The sequence below is a fragment of the Mycobacterium sp. IDUB_19 genome, from assembly GCF_055419445.1.
The window spans coordinates 46,449-71,039 of sequence record NZ_JBVAXR010000029.1 but is presented as its reverse complement, the minus strand read 5'-3'; the positions used below and the strand labels follow the sequence as shown (position 1 = coordinate 71,039).

Genomic DNA, 24,591 nt, shown 5'->3' with positions numbered 1-24,591 from the left:
CTCGGACCGGGAACCGACTTGAAGTTCGTCCCTCCCGCGGTGACCTCGATCTCCGCGGTGGAGCCGGTGGCCACATTCCGGCAGATGGCGTCTCGTCTGGCGCTTCGCCATGGCATTACCGCCGACATCGTCGAGGGAACCGGTGAGTCGATCCCGTTCGGCGACAACAGTTTCGACTCGGTCCATATCGGGCTGGTGCTGTGCTCGGTCGATGACGTCGCCGCGACGCTCGCCGAGATCCGGCGAGTCCTGGTGCCGGGAGGCAGGCTGGTCGTCCTCGAGCATGTGCGCGGCGAGGGCGCGACGGGCCGGTTACAAGATCTGATCGCCAAGCCGTGGTCCTGGTTAGCCGCGGGCTGCGAACCCAACAGGCGGACCGTCGATTCCATTGCCGCCGCCGGATTCGATACCGGGGGATTGCGGAGCATCCGCACCCCGGTGCCGTTTCCGTGCAAACCCCATCTGCAGGGATTCGCCACGCTGGTGGAATAGCTCTTACTCGACCCCGACGGCTTCGATGATGTTCAGTCGTGCCGCGCGGCGTGCCGGCGGCACCGATCCAAGCAGGCTGATCGCCAGGGCGCCGAGGGTGAAGGCAAACGCCGTCCAGCTCGGCCGGAAGGTGACGTGGAAATTCATCATGTCGCCGCTGACCAGGCTGAACAGCCACTGGTCCGCGCAGCCGAACACCAACCCCAAAACACCGCCCACGACCCCGATTCCGGCCGCCTCGGCAAGCACCATCCGCAGGGTGAACCGGCGGCTGGATCCCATCGCGCGCATAACTCCTATTTCGCGGCGACGTTCAAGCACGGAGAGCGTCAAGGTGTTGAGCAGCGCGACCGCGGCCACCAGCATGACGATGATCCAGACGGCGTTGGCGATGAACATGCTCTGATGCATCGGCGCTTCCAGGCCTGCCAACTCGGCGCGACCGTCGTAGACGTAGTTTGGCGCGGGCACAGCCGCGCGGATATCGGTCAGCAGGCGATGCGAATCCACCCCTGGCGCCGCAGCGATCTGCAGGGAGGTTGCCACCGGGCGGTCGAACCACGCCCGCATTTGATCCAAATCCATGCCGACCGTGCCGATGACGGTCGAGAAATACGGCACCAGGGCCAGCACCGCGGCCTGTCGCACGCCGTGCGGCGTTTGCATGCGGAGCTGGTCGCCCACTCCAACGTTCAAGGTCTTGCCCAAATTCTGCGAAAGCACGACACCGCGACCGGCGAGCACATCGTCGCGTGCGTGCTGGCCAAGCGCCCGGTACAGCGGATCGGCGGTTCCGGAGGAGAACCCGTCGAGCATCACTCGCGTACCCCCGACCTCGGCGAATCCGAACGCGCCCTCGGTAACGTGCGCTACGCCCGGGACGGCGGCCAGTTTTTCGGAAAGTCCCTGCGGCAGAGCATCAGTCGGGTAGGTATCGGGCGGATTCGCGCTCACCCACACCGGGGCATCCAGCACCGGCGCGAAGATGGAACGCGCGGACCGGATCATGTCGGCATTCGTGCCGGTGATAGTGACGGTCGTGACGACCGCGATGACCACAGTCATGACCGTGGCCCATACCCGTCGTGGCGCGCGCTCGATGGTCGCCGCGGCAAGGGCGCCGACGGTGCCGAACATCCGGGCGGTTACGGCCGCGGCGTTGACGATGGGCACGGTGAGTGCGAAACCCAGCGCGACCTCCGCGGAGAAGACGGCTGACATCGCGACAAAGGCCAGGACGCCGCGCTGGGTGATGACGGCCATGATCGCCACCGCGAACACGACGATCGCTCCGACTCCGCACGCGACTCGCAGCCAGCGCGGCACCCGGTCGGCGGCTGACACTCCAACGGGTGCCAATGCCTCGATCGGTGCGACCTTGTAGACCTGCCGCGCGGCCATCGCCGAGGCAACCACGCTGGTAAGCGCGGTCGTCACGATGGCGGTCGGTATCGCGTAGTTCGGTAGCCAGTACTCGATGCGAGCTTCGAGCCCTTGCGTCATGGCCGGGGGCAGCCGGCCAATCGCGCTGCGGCCCAGCAGGATTCCCAAGGCCGACCCGAGGGCACCGCCGATAACGCCGAGAATCGCCGCCTCCGCGAGCATGTCGCGGACGATGATGGCGCGCCGACCGCCGATGGCGCGCAGCATCGAGATGACCGGCCGGCGCTGGGTGATCGCCATGGTCATCGTGGTGTAGATCAGGAAGGCGCCGACCATCAACGCGACCATCGCGCCCATCAGGGCCATGTAGTTCATCAGCTTGACACCGTCACCGGCCCGCGTGGCGCGCATGCTCGGGTCGGCGACGATGGCGCGCCCGTTCACCGCCGCGGTGACCGCCGAGCGAACCTGCCCCAGATCGGCACCCGGCTTGATCGTGATCAGGATCGAGTCGAGCTGACCTTGCCTCGCGGTGATGTTCTGCGCCAACGGAAGTGGCGCAAGCACGTAATTCCCGCCGTTGAGAGCCGCGACCTCTTTGCCGGCAAGCACTTCGGTCACCGTGACCGAAGCCGAGCCGAGCTGGAATGTCTCACCCTTGACGCGGCCCATTCCCGGGCCGATGCGGACTCCGTTCGCCGGCCCGGATGGATTCGCCAATTGTCCTGCCGCACCATCTTTCAAGGCGTCTTTGAGCGCACCGCCCAGCGCCGCGAGACGGTCGTCGGCACCGAACAGCAGAACCGGCCCCGACGACGTGGACACCGGTGTCCGGATCATGGGCGCGGCAGTGGCCACCCCGGGAACCGCCGCGACATCCGCGGCGATCGTGTCGGGAAACCCCGCATCGGTGATGCCCGACACCTCCAGCGAGGCGATGCCGGCGATCCCATCGCTGAGCCGATTGACCGATCCGCTGATCGACCCGAAGATGCCGAACACCGCGACCAAATACATTGCGGAGACGGCCATTACCGCGATCGATGCGAAAGTGCGTCGCCGGTGCACGGCAAGTTCACGAAGGCTGAACACCCGTAACCGGCTCGCCGCAGCACCTATCGCGGCGCCCGGCCTCACACCAGGACCGCCGATCGTTCGTTGGAAACGACCCGCCCGTCCTGCAGCATGATCACCCGGTCCGTCGCCTCCGCGGCCTCTGGGTTGTGGGTCACCATCACTACCAGGCGGCCGCGGCCGGCCTCGTGCGCGACCTCGCTGAGCAGCGTCAATATCGAAGCGCCCGTGGTGGAATCGAGGTTTCCGGTTGGTTCGTCGGCCAGAATCAACGGCGGGTCCATCATCAATGCGCGCGCTACGGCCACGCGCTGCATCTGGCCGCCCGACAGTTCCGCCGGCCGGTGCTCGGTCCGGTGTCCGAGGCCGACACGTTCGAGCAGCCGAATCGCGTCGGGCTTGGCCTTACCCAGCCGCACGCCGTCGAGCAGCTTCGGGACCGCGACGTTCTCCCACGCCGACAGGGTTGGTAGCAGGTTGAAGAACTGGAAGATGAAGCCGACGCGATGATGACGAAACTGCGACTGCTGTTCGTCATTGAGGCGAGCGATTTCGTCGCCGTCGAATTCGATCGACCCGGAATCGGGGGAGTCCAGCGCGCCGAGCAAATGCAGCAAGGTGCTCTTTCCCGCCCCGGAGGGCCCGACCATCGACACGAACTGACCGCCCTCGAGTCGCAGGCTGATCTCATCGAGAGCGCGCACCGTTTGTCCGCCGATCCGGTATTCGCGCACCACGTCACACAGTTCAATGGTCAGCAGCTTGTGCTTGGGACGATCGGAGTTTTCGACTCGTCTCAACATGATCCTCCTGCGAGTCCGCACGTAATCAGGGCACGTCGGCCGCTGTCCGAATACGACGCCCACGGCGCTGATATCTCGTATTACGAGATTCGGCGGTGCTCGGTTCAGCCAGCTGACAGCCACGGAGCGGGGGATTGAAGAAACGTCCGCCGATCGTTCAATACCGCGGCGGTATGTCTTCAAAATTTAACCGAGTTCGCCTGCTCGGGGAGTAGCCGCGCATTTTTCCGCTATCTAGACTCCTAAGGGCCGGGGGGTTTACCAAGTCACTAGCCGAGCGGGTGGCTATGGAGCGACTGAGCGGGCTTGATGCGTTTTTCCTGTACCTGGAGACGCCTACACAACCGTTGAACGTCTGCTGCGTGTTGGAGTTGGACACGTCGACGATGCCGGGAGGCTACACATACGGCGGGTTTCGCGCGGCGTTGGCGAAGAGCGTCGCGGCGGTGCCGGAGTTCCGGATGAAGCTCGCCGACAACCAGCTGAACCTGGATCACCCGGTGTGGGTGGACGACGAGGACTTCCGGCTGGAACACCATCTGCAGCATGTCGGTGTGCCGGCGCCCGGGGGTCGCCGCGAGCGGGCCGAGATCTGTGGGTACATCGCGGGGCTGCCCCTCGATCGCGATCGACCGCTGTGGGAGATGTGGCTGCTGCAGGGCGGGGCTGATAGTGACGTGATCGTGGTGATGCTCAAGATCCACCACGCGCTGGTCGACGGCGTCGCGGGCACCAACCTGCTGGCCCACCTGACCAGCATGGAGCCCGACGCGCCGGCGCCGCAGGCAGTCGAGGGTGTGGGCGGCGCTAGCCCCTTGCAGATCGTGATGAGCGGACTGATGGGATTTGCCCGACGCCCGTTGCGATTGGCGACCGTGGTGCCCGCGACGGCGCTGACGCTGGCGCAGACGGTGCTGCGAGCGCGCGAGGGCCGCACCATGGCAGCACCATTTTCGGCCCCATCGTCCCCGTTGAACGGCTCCGTCACCCGGTATCGCAACATCGCCTACACCCAGCTGGATATGCGCGACATCAAACGCGTCAAGGACCGCTTCGGGGTGACCATCAACGACGTGGTGGTGACGCTGTGTGCCGGCGTATTGCGGCGATTCCTGCTCGAGCGCGGTGAGCTGCCCGAAAACCCACTGGTGGCCACCGTGCCGGTGTCGGTGCACGGTAAGTCCGACCGTCCCGGGCGCAACCAGACCACCTGGATGTTCTGCCGGGTGGAAAGCCAAATCAGCGATCCCGCCGAACGTATCCGCGCTATCGCCACAGGAAACAGCGCCGCCAAAGAGCACACCGCGGCCCTGGGACCCACGCTGCTGCACGACTGGACGCAGTTCGGCGGGCCGACGATGTTTGGCGCGGCGATGCGACTCCTGCCGCGCATTCCGATCAACCGCAGCGCCTACAACCTGATCCTGTCGAATATCCCCGGGCCAAGGGATCAGTTGTATTTCCTGGGTTGCCGGGTCGACGCGATGTACCCGCTCGGACCGATCATCGGCGACGCCGGACTCAACATCACCGTGATGTCGCTCAACGGAGAACTCGGGATCGGCCTGATCGCCTGTCCTGACGTGTTTCCCGACCTGTGGAGCATGGCCGACGCTTTTCCCGATGCGCTCAAAGAGCTGCTCGAGTGCAGCAACAGCAACCCCGACGACAGCTACCCGCCGGATGCGTGACCGCGCCGGCGCATAGTCCGAGAACTGCCACCGGCTGGTGTGACACCCTTCACCCCGTCCGGTCGACGATGTCGCACGTTGTGCGTGTCTTCGAAGGCCCCGCGGCCTACGCTGGCTGCGAACCGCAGGAGGACCTTTGACAATGCAACCGAACTCGCTCGACCCCGTCGCCAGCGAACGTCTGTCGCACGCCGGGAAGATATTCACGTCCGATCTTTCGATCAATGAATTCGCACTGCTGCATGGGGCCGGATTTGAGCCGATGGAGCTTGTGATGGGGGTGTCGGTCTATCACGTCGGCTACCAGTTCACCGGAATCAAGCAGCAATCGGAGCTGCCCGTGCTGACCGACGCGACATACCGTGCGCGGTGGAATGCGATGTCGCGGATGCAGGCGGAGGCCGATGTGCTGGGCGCGGACGGAGTGGTCGGTGTCCGCCTCGAATGGCGCCATCAAGGCGAGGGTGAGCACCTCGAATTCATCGCGGTCGGAACCGCCGTGCGATACGCCGAGAAGCCCGGAGCATATCGGCGACCCAGTGGGCAGGCCTTCACCAGCCACCTGACGGGCCAGGATCTGACCACCCTGCTGCGCTCCGGGTACGCTCCGGTCGCGTTTGTGATGGGTAACTGCGTGTTTCACATTGCCGTACAAGGTTTTTTACGAACCCTCGGCCAGGTGGGGCGCAACGCCGAGATGCCGCAGTGGACGCAGGGCAGCTACCAAGCTCGGGAGTTGGCCATGTCGCGTATGCAGAGCGAAGCCGAACGAGACGGTGGAAACGGCGTCGTGGGTGTGCATTTCGCGATCTCGAACTACGCGTGGGGACATCACACCGTCGAGTTCTACGTGGCCGGCACCGCCGTCCGCCGCGTCGGCGAACCGCAGACCATCACACCGTCGTTCGTGCTCCCGATGAGTGACTGATGACCAGCTTCGACCATGAGCGGACCAGCCGCGCCATCGGCGCAGCCCTGGCCGGTCCCGGGGGAGTCGGGCAAGTGGTCAGGGTGTTCTGCGGGGTCCCGGGCGTCGTTCTGACCCCGGCGCGCCGCGGCCTCTTCCGGTCGCAGCCGGAGCGGGTGCAGATCGGCGACTGGCGCTACGAGGTCACCGCCGATGGGCTCCTGAGCGCCGGCCACGTGGTGAACGGCATCGTCCTGGCCTCCGAAGCGCTCCCCGCCGGCGGCGTCGGCGCGCATATCGCCCGCGCGCTCGCACAAGTGGTTGGCCATTACGGTCCGCTGATCATTCCAAACATCGACGCGGCCGTCGAGGTTCTCGAGGCGGCACCCCGCTACTGAGCGAATCAATTGGCGGGAGAATGCTTTTCGGGCGGGTTTAGTCGCCTAGTTGCACCTGGTCCATCGCCACGACCCACCGGCTCAACCGCCATACACTGTCCTGCTTGACCGCGGTGAACTCGTAGCGGCCGGTCAGGTCGGGAGTCGGCAGGCCGCCGTCCCTGATGGCGAATACCTGGACATAGCAGCGCCCGGTCGCTTCGTCTGCGCCTTGGGTGGAAAACCACAAGGAGTTCACCGCGTGGCGGCGCTGGTTGTTCTCGGCCTTGAATTTCGCTTTCCGGACTGCGAGCAGATTCATCACCGTATCGATGTCCTGCGACAGCTCGGTACCCTCGTGCAGCAAGCCGAACTGTGGCGCCTCGGTGAACAACGCACGGAACTCGTCGAGCCGGTTTTCGTCGTAGCTGTGAGCGTAGGCGCCCAACAAATTGATGATCGCCAATCGATCAGCGACGTCGAAGTCCACGGACCCGACACCCTGGTCTGGTGATGGCTGCCGATCTGCCACTGGACGACTTACGCTGCCGGCCCCGGGGGTGGTCCGGGCTGGTGCGACGCGACCGGTGCGGGCGTCGGTGACGAGGGTGATGGCGCCGGTGAATGCACCGGTACCGGTGTGTGAGTCGGTCCCGGTGTCGGTGAGGTGGGCGGTGACGTGCCGCCCGGCGGAATTGCGGCGGCGATGCGATTCGCAGTGAAATCCGCTGCCTGATCGATCATGCCGGACTGCTGGTACTGCCGATGCGCGGAGAAGTCGCCCGAACCCGCACAGATCGGGTCGCTGGGGACACACATCTCGATCGTCTTGCCGGCGTACAGCGGGCCGACTGTGACCGGCGGCTGATTGATGAAGCTCATGAACTGGGTCGACGGTTTCCCGAACAGTGCGACCGCGACGACGTGGTTGGCAACATCGGAGGGCATCGGCTGGAGCCCCTGGCCGAGACTCGTCCCATCCGGCACCTGGTTGGCGGTGACGAAACCCATCACGGCCGCGCCCTGGGAGTAACCGCCAAGCACCATCATGGTTTTGGGGCAGCTCACTGCCGTCTGTTCAATGTGGGCACCCGCGTCGGTAATGCCGTCGACGGCTCTGGGAAAGCTCATGGTGGCTGGGTAGTCGACCGGGTACACCCCGACCGACTTTGCACCGACATGTGCGCGTACCGAGTCGACGAAACTCTCACCGACGTCGCCGACGCCGGGCGCCTCGTCGGTACCTCGGGCGAACACGACCTCGACATCGGGGCACGGCTCGGCGGAGGCGGAGGGAATGGGAGCGATCAGCAGCGTCCAGGTGGACGTTGTAGCGGCACAAAGTAAAACGGGGAGGGCGTACGCCTTCACGCGTTGAATTTTGTCACATTTTCAGCACGCGCGCCTTAAATATTTTCGGGCCAACTGATCACAGGTTATCTCGTTGTCGCTCAGCTACTTTGGTGCATCATGCTCGCCAGCATGTCGTCTGTCCAGAAACGAACTACCTGCGTGCAGGACGCCACGGAATGCGTAGACGGCGGTCACTATGCAGAGCAGGATCAGCAGGACGAACATCGGCAGCCAGCTGCCTCGGCTGTGGTCGACGTTCCACCAGACGATCGTAAAGAGCACCGCGCACAGCAGCACCACTATGTCGCGCCAGTTGCCCCTATACGACAACGCGGCGCTGCGTAGAGCGCGAGTTCGGTCTGCGGCGTCGGTCAGGTCGTCGATGCGGGCATCGATCGAGCGCTGCAGTGCGTCGCGTCGTTCGGTTGCCTCGGGCGGCAGGCGATCCAGCAGGTCCATGTCCTGCTGGATCAATCCCCGATAGTCGGGAGCCTTGAATTGCCCGGCCACGACCGCGAGCATCGCACCACCGAAAATAGGCGCACTGTCCAGGGCGATTTGTCCCAATCCGACCATGTCTGCTCCTTCTTTGGCCGATGGCCTGGAATCACGACGCCGCCGAGGACCGCCGGCGGACCCGGGGCTCAGGTGCGCGCAGCGCGTCCATTGCCTGCGAGATTTGCGGGTAGGCAATCGCTGGTCCGATCCAACGGATCAGGTAACGCCGGAGGTCCGCGCCGCTGCGCGGGGGCCGTCCAGGATCTGCCAGGAAAGAGTGCAGCAGCCGAAGCGTGAATTCGTTCAGCTCGTCCAGGCCCGCCTCGTCGAAACCGTGCTGCTCCCAATCGATATCGAAGCGGTGCAGCATCGATCGCCCGAAGGCCAGCGCGGTATCCGAGACGATGGAGACCGCCTGACCGCCCCGGTTGCGCCGATTGAGCACCAATTCGAGCTGATTGTCCGAAGCCAGCTGTTCGACGGCGAACGCGAAACTTTCGGTCACCGCCAGGACGGGGTCGGTGATGCCTTTGAGGTGGGCGGCCAGATGGTCGAGGAAGCCATCGGCGGACCGCATCGCGCTGGCCACCAGCAGTGCTTGGGTTCCCGGAAAGTACCGGTACACGGTCTGCCGGGTCACCCCCAGAGCGCGGGCGACGTCGGCGATCCGCATGGCCGGTCCACGCTCGTCGATGATCTTGTCCGCCGCGTCCAGGATTCGCTCGATCGCCTCCTCGTCGGAGGCGGGCGTGTTCCCCGCCCAACCGTGGCTGCGCATCGTTAGCGGGCGGCAAACGTGTAGTCGGTCTTCATCACGGCTAGATCATATCGTCGCAGCTAGACGATCGTTGCTGATGTGCGCTGCCGACCTGGAATCGGCGCCCCGACTGTCTCGTCGACCCACGAGACACTATCTGAGGTATGTATGATCACTGCAAATCAGGAGGCCCGGAATATGCAGTACGACACCGTGATCATGAACGGACGCTGGTTCGACGGGACGGGCGTGCCGTCGGCTGTTCGCAACATCGGGGTGCGCGATGGCCGGGTCGCCACCATCACCGACGGGCCACTGGACAGCACAGGCGCCGATGTCATCGACGCGTCGGGGCAATGGGTGATCCCCGGGATCATTGACATCCACACCCACTACGACATCGAAACACTATGTGAGCCCGCACTTTCCGAATCACTGCGACACGGCGTGACGACCGTGATGCTGGGCTCCTGTTCGCTTTCCACGGTGTATCTGGAAAACGTCGACGCGGGCGACATCTTTGGCCGGGTCGAAGCGATTCCGCGGCGTTATGTCATCGAGCAGCTCGACGAAGCCCGTTCCTGGAATAGCCCGAAGGAATATGTTGCCGCGCTCGAGCAGCTGAACCTGGGCCCCAACATTGCGGCGTTCATCGGCCACTCCGACATGCGGGCCGCCACGATGGGACTCGACCGGGCAACCCGCAAGGACATTCGCCCGTCGGCGAGCGAACTCGCGCGGATGGAATCGATGCTGGAGGAGGCCCTCGACGAAGGCTTCGTCGGGATGTCCTCGCAGCAACTGCTGTTCGACAAACTCGACGGCGAGGTCTGCAGGTCGCGTACGCTGCCGTCGACCTACGCCACCTCCCGCGAACTGCGCCGCTTGAACGCTATCTTGCGACGGCGCAACAAAATCCTGCAATCGGGCCCCGACATCAAGAACCCGTTCTCGATCGTTTCCCAGCTGGCGACGTCACTCGGGGTGGGACGTCGCCGACTCAAGACCAGCCTGCTGTCGGCTGCCGATGTCAAGTCCCTGCCGCCGGTCATCTATCTGATGGATGCGCTCGCGCGGGTCGTCAATGCCCTCGGTGGTGACTTCCGTTGGCAGCATCTGCCGGTGCCGTTCGAGGTCTACGCCGACGGCATTTCGCTGGTGATCTTCGAAGAGTTCGGCTCCGGTGCCGCGGCCCTGCATCTGCAGGATGAGTTGGCCCGCAACGAGCTGATGTGCGACGAGGAATATCGGCGTCAGTTCCGCAAGGACTACGACCAGAAATATGGGCCGCGGGTGTGGCACCGTGACTTTTTCGACGCCGACATCGTGGCATGTCCTGACAAATCGGTCGTCGGTAAGTCCTTCGGGCAAGTGGGTGTCGACCGCGGCGGCCTGCACCCGGTCGACGCGTTCCTCGACCTGGTGCTCGAGCACGGCGAAAAGTTGCGCTGGCGCACCACGATCTCCAACCACCGTCCCGAGTTGCTGAAAAAGCTGGCGCAGAGCCCTAACGTGCAGATGGGGTTTTCCGACGCCGGCGCGCACCTTCGCAACATGGCGTTCTACAACTCCGGACTGCGGTTGCTGAGGCACGTGCACGACGCCGAAAGGCGGGGCGCGCCGTTCCTGTCCATCGAGCGTGCGGTGCACCGGCTCACCGGCGAGCTCGGTGCCTGGTACGGGATCGATGCGGGCACCCTGCGCGAGGGCGACCGCGCCGACATCGTGGTGATCGACCCCGACAAGCTCGACGAATCCCTTGATGCCTACGCGGAGAACCCGGTCGAGTCCTACGGCGGACTTTCGCGGATGGTGAACCGCAATGACGACACCGTCAGCAGCGTGCTGGTGTCCGGACAACTGGTGTTCAGTGCGGGCCAGGCTTCGCCGGTGCTGGGCAAGCAGAGGTTCGGCCAGTTCTTGCGTGCCGACCAGTTGTCCCGCCCGCTTACACCGGCGGTCTAGCGATCAGCTGCCGGATCCCGTTGTGGTGGAGAGGCTTTCGGTAGCGATCTGCTTGGCGAGCAGATAGACGAGCTCGGCATCCACATACCGGTAGTTGACATTGAAGGGTGCGACTCGCGCGCGGTAGGCACCGATCATCGACTCCAGGTACTGGTTGCCGTTGCGCAGATACAGCCCAATGTGATCCTGGCCAGACTCGTGGCCCTGCAAGCGATCCCGCTCCGTGTGACATCCCAGTCCCAGCGAGGTCAGGTAGCGGGCTACGCCGTCCACGCGTGCGTCCATCTCGGCGTAAGTCCATTGCCGGCCCCGCCAGAACAACACCCGGTGCTCGGGAAGTGCCTGCGCCAGAGTCGAAAACACCGTCGACAGGTTGAATCCACTATCGCCCATGACTCTCCTCGAGGTTCGCCGGCGTGCGGCGGCGGGGTTGAATGATCCAATCCGCGTGTGCGGTCCGCCAATCAAGCAACCGAGGCTCCCAAAATGAGGTTGACCGCTTCGTCGAGTTGCCCGGCGATCTCTTCGTAGCTGACGAACCGCGCGGTCATCAGCGCACCGGCGAACGTCATCTGCAGGGTGGATCTCACGGCGCGCGGCCACCCGGGGCCCAGCGCGGCCACAATCCGCCTCGACACTTCTTCGCCGATCTGTTCACGCAGCGGCTGGACGGCCGGATCGTCGGCCATCAACGCTGCTCCGCAGGCAGCGCTCAGCTCGGGCTCGTCGGCCACGGCCACTGCCATGTCCCGCAGCGTCGCGCTCACCCGGGTTTTGGTGGTGTCGTTGACATCGGTGTGCAGCGGCAGCGCGCGCAGAAATCGCAGATACACCGCGGCCACCAGGGCGCTTTTTGAAGGAAAGTACGTGTAGGCGCTGGCCGGCGACACGCCGGCGCGGGCGGCAACGGCGCGCATCGTCAGATTGGCGAACGACGATTCGCGCAGTTCCTCCAGCCCGGCGTCGAGGACCTTGCGGATCGTTTGTCCTGGTCGGCGGTCCGACCGGCGGGCACCTCCGGCGCCGGTCATCGTCTCTGCAGCAGGCGCCACATCTCTAGACACCCGTCCAGTGTAGGAAACAGGATGCGCGCGGCCAACCAACACCGCCCGATAGTCGATAAACGGCCCCGTGCTGCAGCGACAGCTCGGGTATCCGGGTCGTTGGTCTGGCGTGGCCAACGCAGAAGCTGAAGTCGGTCGCGTCAAATACAGACACATGTCCAGAACTTTTGGACGATAGTTCTCGTGCTTCGCGAGTCGTAGAGTGACGGCTGTGACCCGGGAGGACCAGCGCCGTTGGGACGCGCGGTACACGAGTAAGGGACCGGCATCCGTCGATGCGGTTGGCCCGCCGGGCGTCTTTGCCGACTATGTGGATGATTTCCCGACCACCGGGCGGGCGCTCGACGTCGCGTGCGGCCGCGGACTCGCCGCCGTCTGGTTGGCCCAACGTGGACTCGAGGTCATCGGATTGGATGTCTCCGCGGTGGCGATCGGCCAAGCGCGGGAACTGGCGCGGCACAGCGGCGTCGACGACCACTGCCGGTTTGACGTCGTGGATCTCGACGACGGGTTGCCGGACGGGCGACCCATCGACGTCATCCTCTGCCACAGGTTCCGCGATCCCCGCCTCGACCACGAGTTGATCGAACGCTTGGCGCCGGGCGGGCTGCTGGCTGCGGCTGCGCTGAGCGAAGTCGGCGCCGAACCCGGTTCGTTTCGCGCAGCACCCGGCGAGCTCGCCGTGGCCTTCGCACAACTGGACGTCATTGCCGCCGGCGAAGGCCAGGGGCAGGCATGGCTGCTGGCACGGGCGTGACGCTCGCGAAACTACCTGGCGCTTCCCTGCGAGCGGCGCGAGCGACGACGCTGTTCGATCCGCCGCGTCGGTGTGGCGCTGCGGTGCGATACCGGTGATTCGGTGGGGGCGGCCGTCGCCTTCTTCGGCGACCGACTGCTGCTCTGGCGACGCCGTTGCCCGCCCGCGTTCGGTCGATGCTGCTGAGGCGAGCGCGATGGGCCACCGGCGGCCGGCGGGGCCTGGTAGGGCGCGACCTCGCCGACGAGCGCGTGTACGGCGTCCGACGCGGCGGTCACCTGCTGCGGAGCGACCTTGATGCCGGCCTTGCGCATCAACACCTGGGTGTCTTGGCGCTGCTCGGGCAGGACGACGGTGACGACATCACCGGCGCTTCCCGCCCGCGCCGTGCGTCCGGAGCGGTGCAGATAGGACTTGTGCTCGGCGGGTGGGTCGATGTGCACGACAAGTTCTACCTCGTCGACGTGCACGCCCCGCGCGGCGATGTCCGTTGCCACCAGGACACGGGCACCGCCCGAGGCGAACATCGCCAGGTTGCGCTCGCGGGCGGGCTGAGACAGGTTGCCGTGCAAGTCAACTGACGGAACTCCCGATTCGGTGAGCTGTTTGGCGAGTTTGCGGGCTTGGTGCTTGGTGCGCATGAATAGAATCCGGCGCCCGGTGCCGGAGGCGAGCCGGTGCACAACTTCCTTTTTGGCCTCCGCGTTGGCGACGTGGAAGACGTGATGGGTCATTTCGGATACCGGCGAGTCGACCCCATCAACTGAGTGCAGCACCTCGTCCTGGAGGAACCGCGTGACCAGCTTGTCGACGCCGTTGTCCAGGGTCGCCGAAAACATCAGCCGCTGGCCGCCATTCGGCGTAGCAGCCAGGATCCGAGTGACGCCGGGCAGAAAGCCGAGATCGGCCATGTGATCGGCTTCGTCGATCACCGTGATCTCGACCGCCTCGAGGCTGATCAGCCGCTGCTTCATCAGATCCTCGAGTCGGCCCGGGCAGGCCACCACGATATCGACGCCGGATTTGAGTGCCACCACCTGACGGTGTTGTGAAACGCCGCCGAAGATCGTGGTGACGCGCAGACCGCAGGCTGCTGCCAGCGGCTCGAGCGTCGCAGTGATCTGACTGGCCAGCTCACGGGTGGGCGCGAGCACCAGACCCGACGGTCGTGACGGACGCCGGTTGCTGTCGGAGAGCCGGGTGACCAGCGGAATCGAGAAGGCCAGGGTCTTTCCACTGCCCGTTTTCCCGCGGCCGAGTACGTCGCGGCCGGCCAGCGTATCGGGCAGGGTCGCAACCTGAATCGGAAATGGATCGGTAATGCCGCGCTTCGCGAGCGCATCGACGATGGGTCTGCGCACGCCGAGGTCGGCAAAGGTTTTATCGGTAGTCACTTTTCGGTGCCTTTCAGGCATCGGTCATGCCGGACCGGCAACGTGTTTGTCGCGCGCGGTGCTCAGCACAAGTTGGCGAGATTGCCGGAGGGCAAAATCGATCGCCGCGAGACAAGCTAGTGCGGATGCACGGATCATCTGAACGTGGTGGTTGAGCCCGAATTTTCGGGGCGGCACCAGTGAGATGAAGAAGCGTTCCACGACGTGGTTGACATCAGGCTTTGAAGCCAACGTTGGTGTCAGCATAGCGCACCAGGTGCACAACGACGAGAATGCGGCCTGTGATGTCCGTCGCTGAGGTTGATCAGGATTCGAGCCTGGCCCGCACGGCTGCCATGCGCTCCTCGAGTTCCGCGTCGTCGATCACGCCACGCGCTACGAGCGAATGTGCCAGTGCGACCAGGCGGTTCTCCGGGTAAGGCAGCTCGGAATACACAGTCGCCGACAGCGCATCTTCTTCGTTGCGCCGCTCGACAAAGCGGAGTGCCTCTGGGCCACAAGCGCTTTGATCGAGGGCGTCGCACATCCCGTCCAGGCTTGTCTGCCACGGGGGCGCCGGGTTGTCGACTCCGTATTTGGCGGCCATGCGGCTCCAGACCTGGTTGCGCTCTACGATTTTCGTCAAAGGTGCAATCGAGAAGGCCTCGGCCGAGTCCAAGCTTTCGGGAGTGCTCACCTATTCGCCTCCGAATCAGTCGCCGACCGGATGGATGGCAGGTCGGGTTTCGGTGATCGCGTTCGTGGTCACACCGGCCTTGGGCAGGGCCACCCCGATCAGGCAATCGCGGGTGAGGATTTCGGCCAGCTGATCCTCCGTCCAGCCATCGGTTCCCTCGGGGCGGACGGGCATCACCATGAACCGGTGCTTCTGATTCGAGTCCTCTACCCGAATCTCGATCTCTTCGGGTAGGTACAGCCCGAACTCGGCGAGCACCTGGCGCGGCCAGCGCACGATACGGCGACGGAAGTTCGGCGTCCGGTACCACTCCGGGGAATTGCCCAGAATCGGACGTGGATAGCAGGAGCACAACGTGCACACGATGACGTGGTGCAGAGTCGGCGTGTCCACCAGGACGTGAAAGGCCGTGAAGTCACTCGGCGTGCCAAAACCCGTGGGGTGCAGCCAGTCGACTCCGACTTCCTTACTGGCGGCAAGCGGATCCGAAACGACGAGCTCCTTGAACGCGGGGTCGAGCCACGCCCGGGCCACCAGGTGGGCTGCCGGGGTCGGCCCGATTTGTTCGGCGTATTCGGTCATGCGGCGGTGTTCCTCAGCGGTGAAAATCCCCTTCTCGATGCATAACTCGCGAAGGGCAATCTCGAGCACTTCAAAGTCGGTGATCTCGTCGACCATCGGCGCGGCGGTGCGATCGTGATCGTGATCGTGATCGTGATCGTGCTCGGTCATGCTGAGATCCTTTCGCTAGGGCGCAGTGAACGAAAAGCTCGGCTAGCCGGCCGCTTGCAGCCACCGCTCCGGAATCTCGGTCTGCAGCGTGTCATTGGCGGGACCGGTGTAGCCGTGCCAGAGCTCGGACAGATTGAATCGAACGATGTAGAACCACTCGGGTTTTTGATCTGGCCCCGCCCAGGACTCGTCCTCGGCCGCGGGGCTTTCGTACGTGACGACGGCGATCTCACCTTTCGCGCCGCGCACGTATTCCTGGGTGCGGGTGTAGAGCAGGATGGGCAGCTCCTTCACCACGACCTCGTCGCCGACCCGGAACTTCGGTTCGCCGGCCTGCCCGGCAAAAATTTGCGGATCGCCCTTGCCGACGGCGTGGATGTGGTGTTCGTTGCGCTTGACCTGGGCCGGGTCCCCTTCGAACTTGGGCTTGGCTTCCAACGGCTTACCCTGCAGTCCGCCCTCATACCGGGCCTTCACCTCAACCATGCGCTCGGCCAGTTCGCTCAGTCCGATGTGGTGTTTCTCGACCAGGACTCGCACGACCGCGAGCAACCACCGCACGTAGTAGGGCAGACCCAGATAGATGGCGCGGCCCAGGTCCACGTTGCCCATCCGGCGTCGTTCCTCCGACAACCAGATTCCGCGCCACCCGAGCACCTCGCACATGGTGTAGGTGTTCTCTTCCCATATCTCGTATTGCTTGTTCTCGAATTCGAGAGGTGCGTCCGGCTCACCACCGACATCGTGCGGGGTCTTGGTGTAAGCGGTGTATCGGTCGTGATCGATGAGATCGGGTGTGGGCGCGTCCGGAAGTTCCGGGTAGGAGGACTTGAGACGGGCTACCAGGTCCAGCTGCTGTGCCCGGTCCAAAGGAGTCGCCATATGAGCTCCATTCGTCGTCGGAATCCAAGCGGTGGCACAGCCCGGTGCTCACCCAATACAGCTCACTCCTCACCTCGAGATCATGCAACCGCTGAGCGAGTTGCGGGCAGGGTAATGTCCCGAGGATGGAGCGGCGCGAGCTCGAAGCGGTCATCTATGAACGGGAACCGCCGATTGCGCGGATTATTTTGAATCGGGTCGACAAGGCCAACACCAAGGACGCCGTCCTCGTCACGGAAGTCGACAACTGCCTGCACGAGGCGGACCGCGACAGCGAAATCAAGGTCGTCATTCTCAAGGCAAACGGGAAGGGCTTCTGCGGCGGGCATGTGGCACGGTGGGGACCGGACGAAAACCCCTATCCAGACTTCGGAAATACGTTTGAGGACCTGTACAAAGGCACCGCCGACCTGTTCTTGTGGCCGACCTTGTACTTGTGGGAGTTCCCCAAGCCGACCATCTCCCAGATCCACGGCTATTGCATGGGGGGCGGGATCTATCTCGGCTTGTTGACGGACTTCTGTGTGGCGTCCGACGACGCGTATTTCCAAATGCCGCTTGCCCAAAGTCTCGGAGAACCCGGCGGGCACACCATGATTGAGCCGTGGTTGCTGATGAACTGGCACCGAACCATGGACTGGTTGTTGCTGGCGCCAACCCTGTCCGCCCAACAAGCCCTGGACTGGGGGCTGCTGAACAGGGTGGTGCCGCGCGACGACCTCGAGGACACGGTCGAGGAGATGGCGCGCAAGATCGCCCAAATCCCGTTGACCACGCTGATGGCAGTGAAGAACAACGTCAAGCGCGCCTGGGAATTGATGGGTATGCGGGTGCACCTTCAGGTCAGCCACATCCTGACCAACATGGTCGGTGCCGCATCCGATGTGCAGGCACGGCGAGCCGAACTCAAGCAGTCAGGGATGAAGCCGCGTGAATTCGTCGACCGCGACGAAAAGCCCGGCGCCGCCCCAGTGTGAAGCTGGCCGCACACTCGGCGCCGAACGTGAAGCCGGCCGCACACTCGGCGGAAATACGTCAGTGCGCGCCGGCGATCTTGCGGCCGGCGGCGTGCCGTGCGGCGACGTAACCGAAGACCATCGAGCTCGCGATGCTCGCCCCGGCGCCCGGATACGTGCGGCCCATCACCGTCGCGGTGTTGTTGCCGGTCGCGTAGAGGCCGTCGATCACCCGGTCCTGCTGGTCGAGTACTTGGGCGTACTCGTTAGTGATCACACCCCCGCATGTTCCGACATCCGCCGGGAGAACCCGAGTCGCGTAATACGGCGCGCGGTCCAGCGGGCCGATGGCCGCGTTCGGCCGATACCCCGGATCGCCGAGGCAGTCGTTGTAGGCAGACTGGCCCCGCCCGAAGTCGGGATCCAGGCCCCGAGCAGAGAAACGGTTGAACCGCTCGATGGTGCGTGACAATTCCTCGGCGGGCAGATCGATCTGGCGAGCAAGGTCCGCGATGGTGACGCCCCGCTTGACCGCACCGTTTTCGATCAGCTCGGCAGGCAGGCGCTGGTTGCGCTTCAGCGGATTGGCGCTGGTGACGTATCGACGCACGTATCCGTCGTCAAAAATCATCCAGCAGGGCACCGCCTTGTTGGCGTACATCGCCTTGCCGACTTCGACGTAGGAGTTCGACTCGTTGCAGAACCGCCGGCCGGTCGAATCCACGTAGATGGCACCGGGACGCTGGCGCCCCGAGCCCAGGGATGCGGCGACGGCACCTCCGTTGGCGATGAAAACCGAAGGCAGCCACCATGCTTCGTCGAGCAGGTCGGTCTTCGCGCCCAGTCGCATTGCCGTCTCGAGCACTTCGCCGGTGTCGCCGGCATTGGCGATCGACCACTGGCCCTCGTTTGGCTGGTCGCCGCTGTACCGGCGTCGCATCTCCTTGTTGTGACCGAAGCCGCCGGCGGCCAGCAAGACTCCCTTGCGCGCCTCGATGTTCACCGGTACGCCGTCTCGATTGACGCGCGCACCGACGACGCGGCCGTCCTCGACGATCAGATCCTCCATCGCGGCATTCGTCCACAGCGGCGGCTGATTTCCGCCGAGGTCGATCAGTGCCTTGAGCATCTGAGCGATCAGTGAGGCGCCGTTCGTGAGGATCTGGGCGCGGCGCGCTCGGGCCGCCGCGGTGCGCAGGAACACCTTTGTCGCCACCGCGAATGCGCGGGGTGCGCGGTTGAAGTACTGCACCGAACGTAGTTCGTTGGTGAGCACCACGTACCCGTAGTTCTTGGCCAGCGGCGGCTGTACCTTGTCGTGCCAGCTCCCCAGCTCGGTGGCATCGAAGGGGATTCCCTCGACGGCCCGGCCGGACTCGTTGCCGCCCTTGTGATTCGGGTAGTAGTCGCTCCAGCCTGCGCAGCGGATCAGCCGAACACCCTTGCGGATCAGGAAATTGATCATTTCGTAGCCCGCGGTGAGGAACATCTCGCGGCGCTCTGGCGAGGAAGGCGCACCGATATCGCCGACCACGTCAGCCAGATAGGCCAGGCCGTCTTCGTGCGAATCGGCGATGCCATCGGCGCGCATCAACGGATTGTTCGGCAGCCAGACGATACCGCCGGAAAGCCCCGTCGATCCGCCGACCAGGGCCTGCTTCTCGACGATCAGTGGTTCGAGCCCACTGTCCAGCGCGGCCAGCCCCGCCACCATGCCGCCACCGCCGCTGCCCGCGATGAGCAGGTCTACCGAGCGATCCCACGCAGTGGTCATCGTGCCTCCGAGCTGAATCCGAGATCCGCGATCGGCACGTCGATCGTGGTGTTGGTCTTCTGAATCGCGGGAACCAGCGCGCCGTACGGCAACCCGGCAAGGAAGCCGTCGATGACCCGTTCGAAGTTCGAGATCAGCCCCTCGATTCTGCTGGACAAGCGCATGTACTCAAAGCCCTTGGAGTGCAGCCCTTTTTGCTGCTTGGGCAGATTGGAGAAGTCCTGGGCGGGGATCGGCGGCCAGCGCGGGTCGTCGGGAGCCATGGGTTCCGGGGGTGTGGGCCGGCCCGCGGAAAGGTCGGACGGAAAACGGGTGAGTGACCAGATCTCGAACAATGTCTCCTCGGGACCGAGCGGGCGGATCCGGTATGACGACGCGCTGCTGTACTGAGGCAGCAGAAAATAATGTGGGAAAGCAAAATTGATCGCTTCGACGATGCCGCGCCGCGCCAAGTCGTTGAGGTCGGGCATGTCGCAGCCGCGGGCCCGATGCCAGTCGACCACCGCGTCGTTCAGCGTGCTGCGCCAGATCGCCATCGCCGCGGCCGGGTCGGCCGGCAGGTCCATGTTCTGCAGGCCCTCGGCGATGCGGACGTCGTTCTCATGCGTCATGCCGGCCATACCTTCACCGAGGGTGCGCATGAAATACAGGTTGGTCTGCGTCAGCCCGGGTGGCTTGTCGGTTTGGGGCATGCTCGACGGCAGCAGTTGCGGGTGGGTCTGTGGGACGTGATAGCCCTCCATGAAGGCGGCCGTCGCCAGCTTCCAATTCACCGGAAGCCGACACGATTGCCACCACTCGACGCGCATCGATTCGACTTTCCAGGCGTCGTAGATCGTCGCGAATGGCTCGAAGCAGTCCCGCAGTCCAGGGGCTTCGTCGTCGAGGTTGATCCACGCGCAGCCGCCCCAGAGTTCACATCTGACCGAGACCAAGCGGAGGTCGTCCGGGTTCAGGTTGTGCTCGTCGAATTCGTCGGCTCGCAGTACGAAGGTATTGCGTCCGTCGATGCCCCAGCACCAGCCGTGGAACGGGCACACGAAGGTACGCCGATTCCCGTTGCCTTCGACCAGCTTTACGCCGCGGTGGCGGCAGGCATTGTGGTAGGCACGCACGTTGTCGCCATCGACACGCACCACGATGATGGATTCGTCGAGGATCTCGTACTCGACGAAGTCGCCCGGCTTGGGGATCTCTTCGAGCCGGCACGCCATCTGCCAGACGCGTGGCCAGAACAGTTCCTTCTCGAGCTGGTAGAACTCCAGGTCGTAGTACCGCTGCTTGGGTATCCGGTCGGCGGTCTGGACCGCCCACGGTACCGGCAGCGGCTCCCAATTCACCGCGTCGCTAAGGCTGCTCACTCCACCATCTCCCGCCATCTCCATCCAGCGTCACACGATCCGCGATGCCCGCCCCTGCCAGTAACGCTCGCGAATGCGCCTCTTGTAGAGCTTCCCGTTCGGATCGCGAGGCAGTTCCGGGTCGAATTCGACTGTGCGCGGACACTTGTAGCCGGCCAGGTGGGCCCGGCAATATGCGATGAGCTCGGCCTCGAACTCTGGCCCGGGTGTAACACCTTCGACGGGCTGCACGACGGCCTTGACCTCTTCACCGAACTCGTCGTTGGGGACGCCGAAGACCGCGGCATCGACCAGTTGGGGATGCATGACCAAGAGGTTCTCCGCCTCCTGCGGGTAGATATTCACCCCGCCGGACACGATCATGAACGTCGACCGATCGGTCAGGTACATGTACCCGTCCCGGTCGACGTATCCCATGTCTCCCAAGGAGCGCCAACCGCGTTCGTTGTACACCGACGCGGTCTTGGCGGGATCCTTGAAGTACTCGAAATCGGGCCCACCTTCGAAGTAAAGCTCTCCGGCCTGGCCGATGGGAAGCTCTTGTCCATCATCGCCGACCACATGCACCGCGGCCATCGGTATGCCCACCGAGCCGGGATGAGCCAGCCACTCCTCGGGGCCGATCACCGTTCCCGCGAATCCTTCAGTGCCGCCATAGTATTCGTGGATGATCGGTCCGAACCACTCCATCATCGCGTGCTTGACGTCCACCGGGCAGGGGGCGGCAGCGTGGATCACGCAGCGCAGGCTGGAGACGTCGTACCGGCGCCGCACCGCCTCGGGCAGTTTCAGCATCCGGACGAACATCGTCGGGACGAACTGGGCGTGCGTCACCCGGTGGGTGTCGATCAGGCGCAGGACGGTCTCGGCGTCGAACCTGCGCATCATGATCGACGCGGCGCCGACGCGGTTGACCGCCATCGTGTAGTTCACCCCGGCCGCGTGATACAGCGGCGCGGGGGACAGGTACACACTCGACGAACTCATGCCGTAGCGATGGGTCAACGCCATCTCCAAGACCGACTGGGCCCACGAGCCGTTGCCGTCTGCCGGCAGCGGCCGGCGAACGGCCTTGGGCCGGCCCGTGGTGCCCGACGAGTACAGCATCTCCGATCCGTCCGACGCGGGCGGGGCTGCGCCCGCAGCCGCCAGCGCATTCTCGTATCCACACCATCCGGGCAACCCACGGCCGACGCTGATGTGGACGTCGACCGCCGTGTTGACATCGCGTACGCGGGCGGCGATTTCGGCCATCTCGCCGTCGACGAACACCGCCTTCGCGTCGGAGTCGCCGATGACGTAGGCCACCTCGTCGGGAGTGAAATGGGTGTTGACGGCGGTGTAGTAGAGGCCGGAAAGCTGGCAGCCCCAGGTGATTTCGAAGAACTCCGGGCGGTTCGGCAGCAGCAGGGCCACACCATCGCCTCGACGCAGCCCAGCATCGTGCAGCGCCGCGGCGACCCGTTGACTCCGCTCATACAGTTCGCCGAAGGAGATCGTGCCGGCGTCGGCAATCAGGGCCGGCGACTGTGCGGCTCCGATCGCGTGATCGGCGATGTTCACCAGCAGGCCTAAGTGGCTGCGGCGCCGTCGGTCTGGGCGGCGGCCGCGGCCTGTCGATTGGCCATCTCCTGGGGCTTGATCTTGCCCTGAAGAACCTGACCGATCAGCTGCTGCACATCTTTGCTCATCGACGCGAGCGCGACCAGATCGTTGGAGGTCTGCCAGTGCACCCGCATGCCCATCAGTTCCCAGGCCCGCTTCAGGTTGGCCTTCGTGAGCATGAGCGTCGTCAGCGGCGCCTGGGCGATGTGGCGGGCGATCGCGTCCACGCGCGCGTCCAGGTCCTCCCGCTTGACCACCTCGTTGACGAGGCCTACCTCCAGCGCCTTCTTGGCGTCGATCACCTCGGCGGTGAACAGGTAGTAGGCGGCGCGGCGCCAGTTCATGAACACCCAAGGCTCTATGGAACATTCACCGGACGGCATGCCGAACCCCTGCAGGGGCGGGTAGGAGAAGTAGGCGTCCTCGGAGGCGATGACGATGTCGGTGGTCAGGCCCATGTGCGTACCGCCGCCCACACAGTAGCCGTGGACCTGCGCGATGGTGGGCTTGGAGAACTCCCACAGATTCAGCGTCGGCTTGACGAACAGATCCGACTGCGCCTTCCACGGGTGACCCTGAACCAAGGAGTTCTCGACGAACGCGGGATAGTCGGTGGAGTTGTCTCCGATGGCATGTCCCGAGCAGAAGCCCTTGCCGTTGGCCCTGAGCACCAAAACCTTGATGTCGTAATCGCGGTCGGCATCCAGCAACGCGGCGTCGACTTCTTCGGCCAGCTTCTGGTCCTGGGCGTTGGCCTTCTCCGGCCAGTTCAGCGTGATCTTCGCGATCGGCCCGTCTTTCTGATAGATGATCCGCTCGCGAGTCTCGTTGAAATCCATCTGTTCGTGCCCTTCCTCTATGAAGTGATAACGCCGATTTCTGCGCCGATGTCGTAGGTGGTCCCGACCTGGCCCGTCCACTGCACGGTGCCGGATGCTCCCGCTTCGATTTCCTGTTCCACTTTTTCGGTGGCGATCACGTAGATCGGCGTGCCCGCCTCGACGCGCTCACCCGCGTCGACCAGCAGCCCGGTGAGTTCGGCCTCCGAGACAGCGACCGACACACGCGGAATGCGAATAATGAAGTCAGCCATGCGCATTCGTCTTCTTGAGAGTGCGCTGGGCCGCATCGACAATGCGCGCCGGCGAGGGGTACATCTGCGCCTCGAGCGCCGCGGCCGCCGGGTTGGGGACGAACCTGGCGGCGACCCGTTCGACGGGTGCGGCCAGCTCGCCGAACAATTCGTGCTGCAGGATTGCGGCGATCTCGGCGCCCGGTCCGGCGAATTGCACTGCATCGTGGACGATGACGGCCCTGCGGGTGCGCCGGACGGACTCGACGATCGTCACGACGTCCAGCGGCACCAGTGTGCGCAGGTCGACCACCTCGGCGCTCACGCCCTGCTCGGCCAGCGTGACCGCGGCGGCGAGCGCATCGTGCACGCTGCGGCCGTAACTGATCAGGCTCACATCGCTGCCCGGCCGCTTGATGTCGGCCTGGCCGAAGGGAATGGAGAATCCGGGATCGACAGGGACGGGCCCCTTCTTGCCTTGTAGCCGAATGGTTTCGATGAACAGGCAAGGGTCTTCGTCGAAGATCGCGGTTGTCAGTAGTCCTTTGCCGTCACGCGGGGTGGACGGCACGATCACCTTCATCCCGGGGATATGCATGAACCACGCTTCCAGGCTCTGCGAATGCGTGGCACCGGTGGCGAGCCCGGCATAAACCTGGGTACGAATCGTGATCGGCGCCGTTGTCCGCCCAGCGGTCATGAACCGCAGCTTGGCGGCGTTGTTGATGAGCTGGTCGGCGGCGATGCCGATGAAGTCCATGATCATGATCTCGGCCACCGGCAGCAGCCCGTCGATCGCGGCGCCGATCGCCGCACCGACGATCGCGGCTTCCGAGATCGGAGTGTCGAGGACCCTGTCGTGGCCGTACTTGGTCGACAATCCTGCTGTCGGTCCGGAGGCACCGGGGTCGGCGATATCCTCACCGAGCAAAAACACTCGGTCGTCGGCCTGCAGCGCCTGATCCAGCGCGAGGTTCAGCGCCTCGCGCATCGTCATCTCTTTCTCGTCCATCTGTCA

At 64.5% G+C, this 24,591-nt stretch carries 24 protein-coding genes and 2 pseudogenes; 7 read left to right on the top strand and 19 right to left on the bottom strand.

The annotated features are described in order from the left end of the window. On the top strand, positions 1 to 492 hold a 492-nt coding region (locus ACZY0B_RS20460), incomplete at its 5' end, for a class I SAM-dependent methyltransferase (RefSeq protein WP_463766030.1). A 3-nt stretch (positions 493 to 495) separates the two neighbouring features. On the opposite strand, the gene ACZY0B_RS20455 is transcribed toward ACZY0B_RS20460, so the two are convergent. Both ACZY0B_RS20455 and ACZY0B_RS20450 read right to left on the bottom strand, forming a co-directional pair. Next, positions 496 to 3,012, bottom strand: coding sequence for an FtsX-like permease family protein (locus ACZY0B_RS20455; protein ID WP_463766029.1), 2,517 nt, complete (start codon positions 3,010 to 3,012; stop codon positions 496 to 498). After that, positions 3,009 to 3,707, bottom strand: a complete 699-nt coding sequence (locus ACZY0B_RS20450) for an ABC transporter ATP-binding protein (RefSeq protein WP_463766037.1) — start codon at positions 3,705 to 3,707, stop codon at positions 3,009 to 3,011. Before ACZY0B_RS20450 ends, ACZY0B_RS20455 begins: the two co-directional genes overlap by 4 nt. Positions 3,708 to 4,039: 332 nt before the next feature. Here ACZY0B_RS20450 and ACZY0B_RS20445 point away from each other — a divergent pair, with 332 nt between their 5' ends. The 3 genes from ACZY0B_RS20445 (at position 4,040) to ACZY0B_RS20435 (ending at position 6,748) form a co-directional block, all read left to right on the top strand. Then, positions 4,040 to 5,443 (top strand): WS/DGAT/MGAT family O-acyltransferase, encoded by a 1,404-nt coding sequence (locus tag ACZY0B_RS20445; RefSeq protein ID WP_463766028.1) that lies wholly within the window; start codon positions 4,040 to 4,042, stop codon positions 5,441 to 5,443. A 142-nt stretch (positions 5,444 to 5,585) separates the two neighbouring features. Beyond that, a complete protein-coding gene (locus ACZY0B_RS20440) occupies positions 5,586 to 6,371 on the top strand; it encodes a heavy metal-binding domain-containing protein (protein ID WP_463766027.1) in 786 nt (261 codons plus the stop codon). Continuing rightward, positions 6,371 to 6,748 (top strand): DUF5073 family protein, encoded by a 378-nt coding sequence (locus ACZY0B_RS20435; RefSeq protein ID WP_463766026.1) that lies wholly within the window; start codon positions 6,371 to 6,373, stop codon positions 6,746 to 6,748. The genes ACZY0B_RS20440 and ACZY0B_RS20435 overlap by 1 nt, the downstream gene beginning before the upstream one ends. Before the next feature lie 37 nt (positions 6,749 to 6,785). On the opposite strand, the gene ACZY0B_RS20430 is transcribed toward ACZY0B_RS20435, so the two are convergent. The 4 genes and pseudogenes from ACZY0B_RS20430 to ACZY0B_RS20415 form a co-directional block, all read right to left on the bottom strand. Beyond that, on the bottom strand, positions 6,786 to 7,217 hold the full coding sequence (locus ACZY0B_RS20430) for a nuclear transport factor 2 family protein (RefSeq protein WP_463766025.1): 432 nt from the start codon (positions 7,215 to 7,217) through the stop codon (positions 6,786 to 6,788). 215 nt (positions 7,218 to 7,432) lie between these two features. Continuing rightward, a pseudogene (locus ACZY0B_RS20425) lies at positions 7,433 to 8,098 on the bottom strand (cutinase family protein); the annotation flags it as partial. 84 nt (positions 8,099 to 8,182) lie between these two features. Beyond that, on the bottom strand, positions 8,183 to 8,656 hold the full coding sequence (locus ACZY0B_RS20420; RefSeq protein ID WP_463766024.1) for a hypothetical protein: 474 nt from the start codon (positions 8,654 to 8,656) through the stop codon (positions 8,183 to 8,185). A 31-nt stretch (positions 8,657 to 8,687) separates the two neighbouring features. Beyond that, complete coding sequence (locus ACZY0B_RS20415; RefSeq protein ID WP_463766023.1) at positions 8,688 to 9,356, bottom strand: TetR/AcrR family transcriptional regulator; 669 nt, start codon at positions 9,354 to 9,356, stop codon at positions 8,688 to 8,690. A 177-nt stretch (positions 9,357 to 9,533) separates the two neighbouring features. Between ACZY0B_RS20415 and ACZY0B_RS20410 the strand changes: the two genes are divergently transcribed. Next, a complete protein-coding gene (locus tag ACZY0B_RS20410; RefSeq protein ID WP_463766036.1) occupies positions 9,534 to 11,300 on the top strand; it encodes an N-acyl-D-amino-acid deacylase family protein in 1,767 nt (588 codons plus the stop codon). Positions 11,301 to 11,357: 57 nt separating this feature from the next. Here the strand turns inward: ACZY0B_RS20410 and ACZY0B_RS20405 are convergent. After that, positions 11,358 to 11,693 (bottom strand): annotated as a pseudogene (locus tag ACZY0B_RS20405) (AMP-binding protein); the annotation flags it as partial. 71 nt (positions 11,694 to 11,764) lie between these two features. Further along, complete coding sequence (locus ACZY0B_RS20400) at positions 11,765 to 12,331, bottom strand: TetR/AcrR family transcriptional regulator (protein WP_463766035.1); 567 nt, start codon at positions 12,329 to 12,331, stop codon at positions 11,765 to 11,767. A 244-nt stretch (positions 12,332 to 12,575) separates the two neighbouring features. Here ACZY0B_RS20400 and ACZY0B_RS20395 point away from each other — a divergent pair, with 244 nt between their 5' ends. Further along, positions 12,576 to 13,121, top strand: coding sequence for a class I SAM-dependent methyltransferase (locus ACZY0B_RS20395; protein WP_463766022.1), 546 nt, complete (start codon positions 12,576 to 12,578; stop codon positions 13,119 to 13,121). An 11-nt stretch (positions 13,122 to 13,132) separates the two neighbouring features. Here ACZY0B_RS20395 and ACZY0B_RS20390 read toward each other — a convergent pair whose 3' ends face one another. From ACZY0B_RS20390 to ACZY0B_RS20370, 5 genes are all read right to left on the bottom strand, one after another. Further along, positions 13,133 to 14,515, bottom strand: coding sequence for a DEAD/DEAH box helicase (locus ACZY0B_RS20390; protein WP_463766020.1), 1,383 nt, complete (start codon positions 14,513 to 14,515; stop codon positions 13,133 to 13,135). A 24-nt stretch (positions 14,516 to 14,539) separates the two neighbouring features. Continuing rightward, positions 14,540 to 14,761: a hypothetical protein gene (locus tag ACZY0B_RS20385; RefSeq protein WP_463766019.1), complete on the bottom strand. Its 222-nt coding sequence runs from the start codon at positions 14,759 to 14,761 to the stop codon at positions 14,540 to 14,542. A gap of 58 nt (positions 14,762 to 14,819) precedes the next feature. Further along, the gene (locus tag ACZY0B_RS20380) at positions 14,820 to 15,101 is read right to left on the bottom strand and encodes a thiocyanate hydrolase (RefSeq protein WP_463766034.1); all 282 of its coding nucleotides are present in this window, start codon (positions 15,099 to 15,101) and stop codon (positions 14,820 to 14,822) included. Between the two features lie 105 nt (positions 15,102 to 15,206). Further along, positions 15,207 to 15,923 (bottom strand): thiocyanate hydrolase subunit gamma, encoded by a 717-nt coding sequence (scnC, locus tag ACZY0B_RS20375; protein ID WP_463766018.1) that lies wholly within the window; start codon positions 15,921 to 15,923, stop codon positions 15,207 to 15,209. Positions 15,924 to 15,965: 42 nt separating this feature from the next. Then, complete coding sequence (locus ACZY0B_RS20370; protein WP_463766017.1) at positions 15,966 to 16,805, bottom strand: SH3-like domain-containing protein; 840 nt, start codon at positions 16,803 to 16,805, stop codon at positions 15,966 to 15,968. Between the two features lie 125 nt (positions 16,806 to 16,930). Here ACZY0B_RS20370 and ACZY0B_RS20365 point away from each other — a divergent pair, with 125 nt between their 5' ends. Further along, entirely contained in the window at positions 16,931 to 17,782 is an 852-nt protein-coding gene (locus tag ACZY0B_RS20365; protein WP_463766016.1) for an enoyl-CoA hydratase-related protein, read from the top strand. Positions 17,783 to 17,840: 58 nt separating this feature from the next. On the opposite strand, the gene ACZY0B_RS20360 is transcribed toward ACZY0B_RS20365, so the two are convergent. Genes ACZY0B_RS20360 through ACZY0B_RS20335 form a run of 6 tightly spaced genes read right to left on the bottom strand, consistent with a single transcriptional unit; the run spans position 17,841 to position 24,585 of the window. After that, positions 17,841 to 19,535: an FAD-binding protein gene (locus ACZY0B_RS20360; protein ID WP_463766015.1), complete on the bottom strand. Its 1,695-nt coding sequence runs from the start codon at positions 19,533 to 19,535 to the stop codon at positions 17,841 to 17,843. Then, entirely contained in the window at positions 19,532 to 20,875 is a 1,344-nt protein-coding gene (locus ACZY0B_RS20355) for an aromatic ring-hydroxylating oxygenase subunit alpha (protein ID WP_463766033.1), read from the bottom strand. Before ACZY0B_RS20355 ends, ACZY0B_RS20360 begins: the two co-directional genes overlap by 4 nt. Before the next feature lie 51 nt (positions 20,876 to 20,926). Next, positions 20,927 to 22,459 carry an acyl-CoA synthetase gene (locus ACZY0B_RS20350; RefSeq protein WP_463766014.1) on the bottom strand — a complete coding sequence of 511 codons (1,533 nt, stop codon included), beginning with the start codon at positions 22,457 to 22,459 and terminating at the stop codon, positions 20,927 to 20,929. An 8-nt stretch (positions 22,460 to 22,467) separates the two neighbouring features. After that, a complete protein-coding gene (locus ACZY0B_RS20345; RefSeq protein WP_463766013.1) occupies positions 22,468 to 23,340 on the bottom strand; it encodes an enoyl-CoA hydratase-related protein in 873 nt (290 codons plus the stop codon). Between the two features lie 17 nt (positions 23,341 to 23,357). Then, positions 23,358 to 23,594: a lipoyl domain-containing protein gene (locus tag ACZY0B_RS20340; RefSeq protein WP_463766032.1), complete on the bottom strand. Its 237-nt coding sequence runs from the start codon at positions 23,592 to 23,594 to the stop codon at positions 23,358 to 23,360. Next, complete coding sequence (locus ACZY0B_RS20335; RefSeq protein ID WP_463766012.1) at positions 23,587 to 24,585, bottom strand: alpha-ketoacid dehydrogenase subunit beta; 999 nt, start codon at positions 24,583 to 24,585, stop codon at positions 23,587 to 23,589. The genes ACZY0B_RS20340 and ACZY0B_RS20335 overlap by 8 nt, the downstream gene beginning before the upstream one ends. Positions 24,586 to 24,591: the final 6 nt, after the last annotated feature.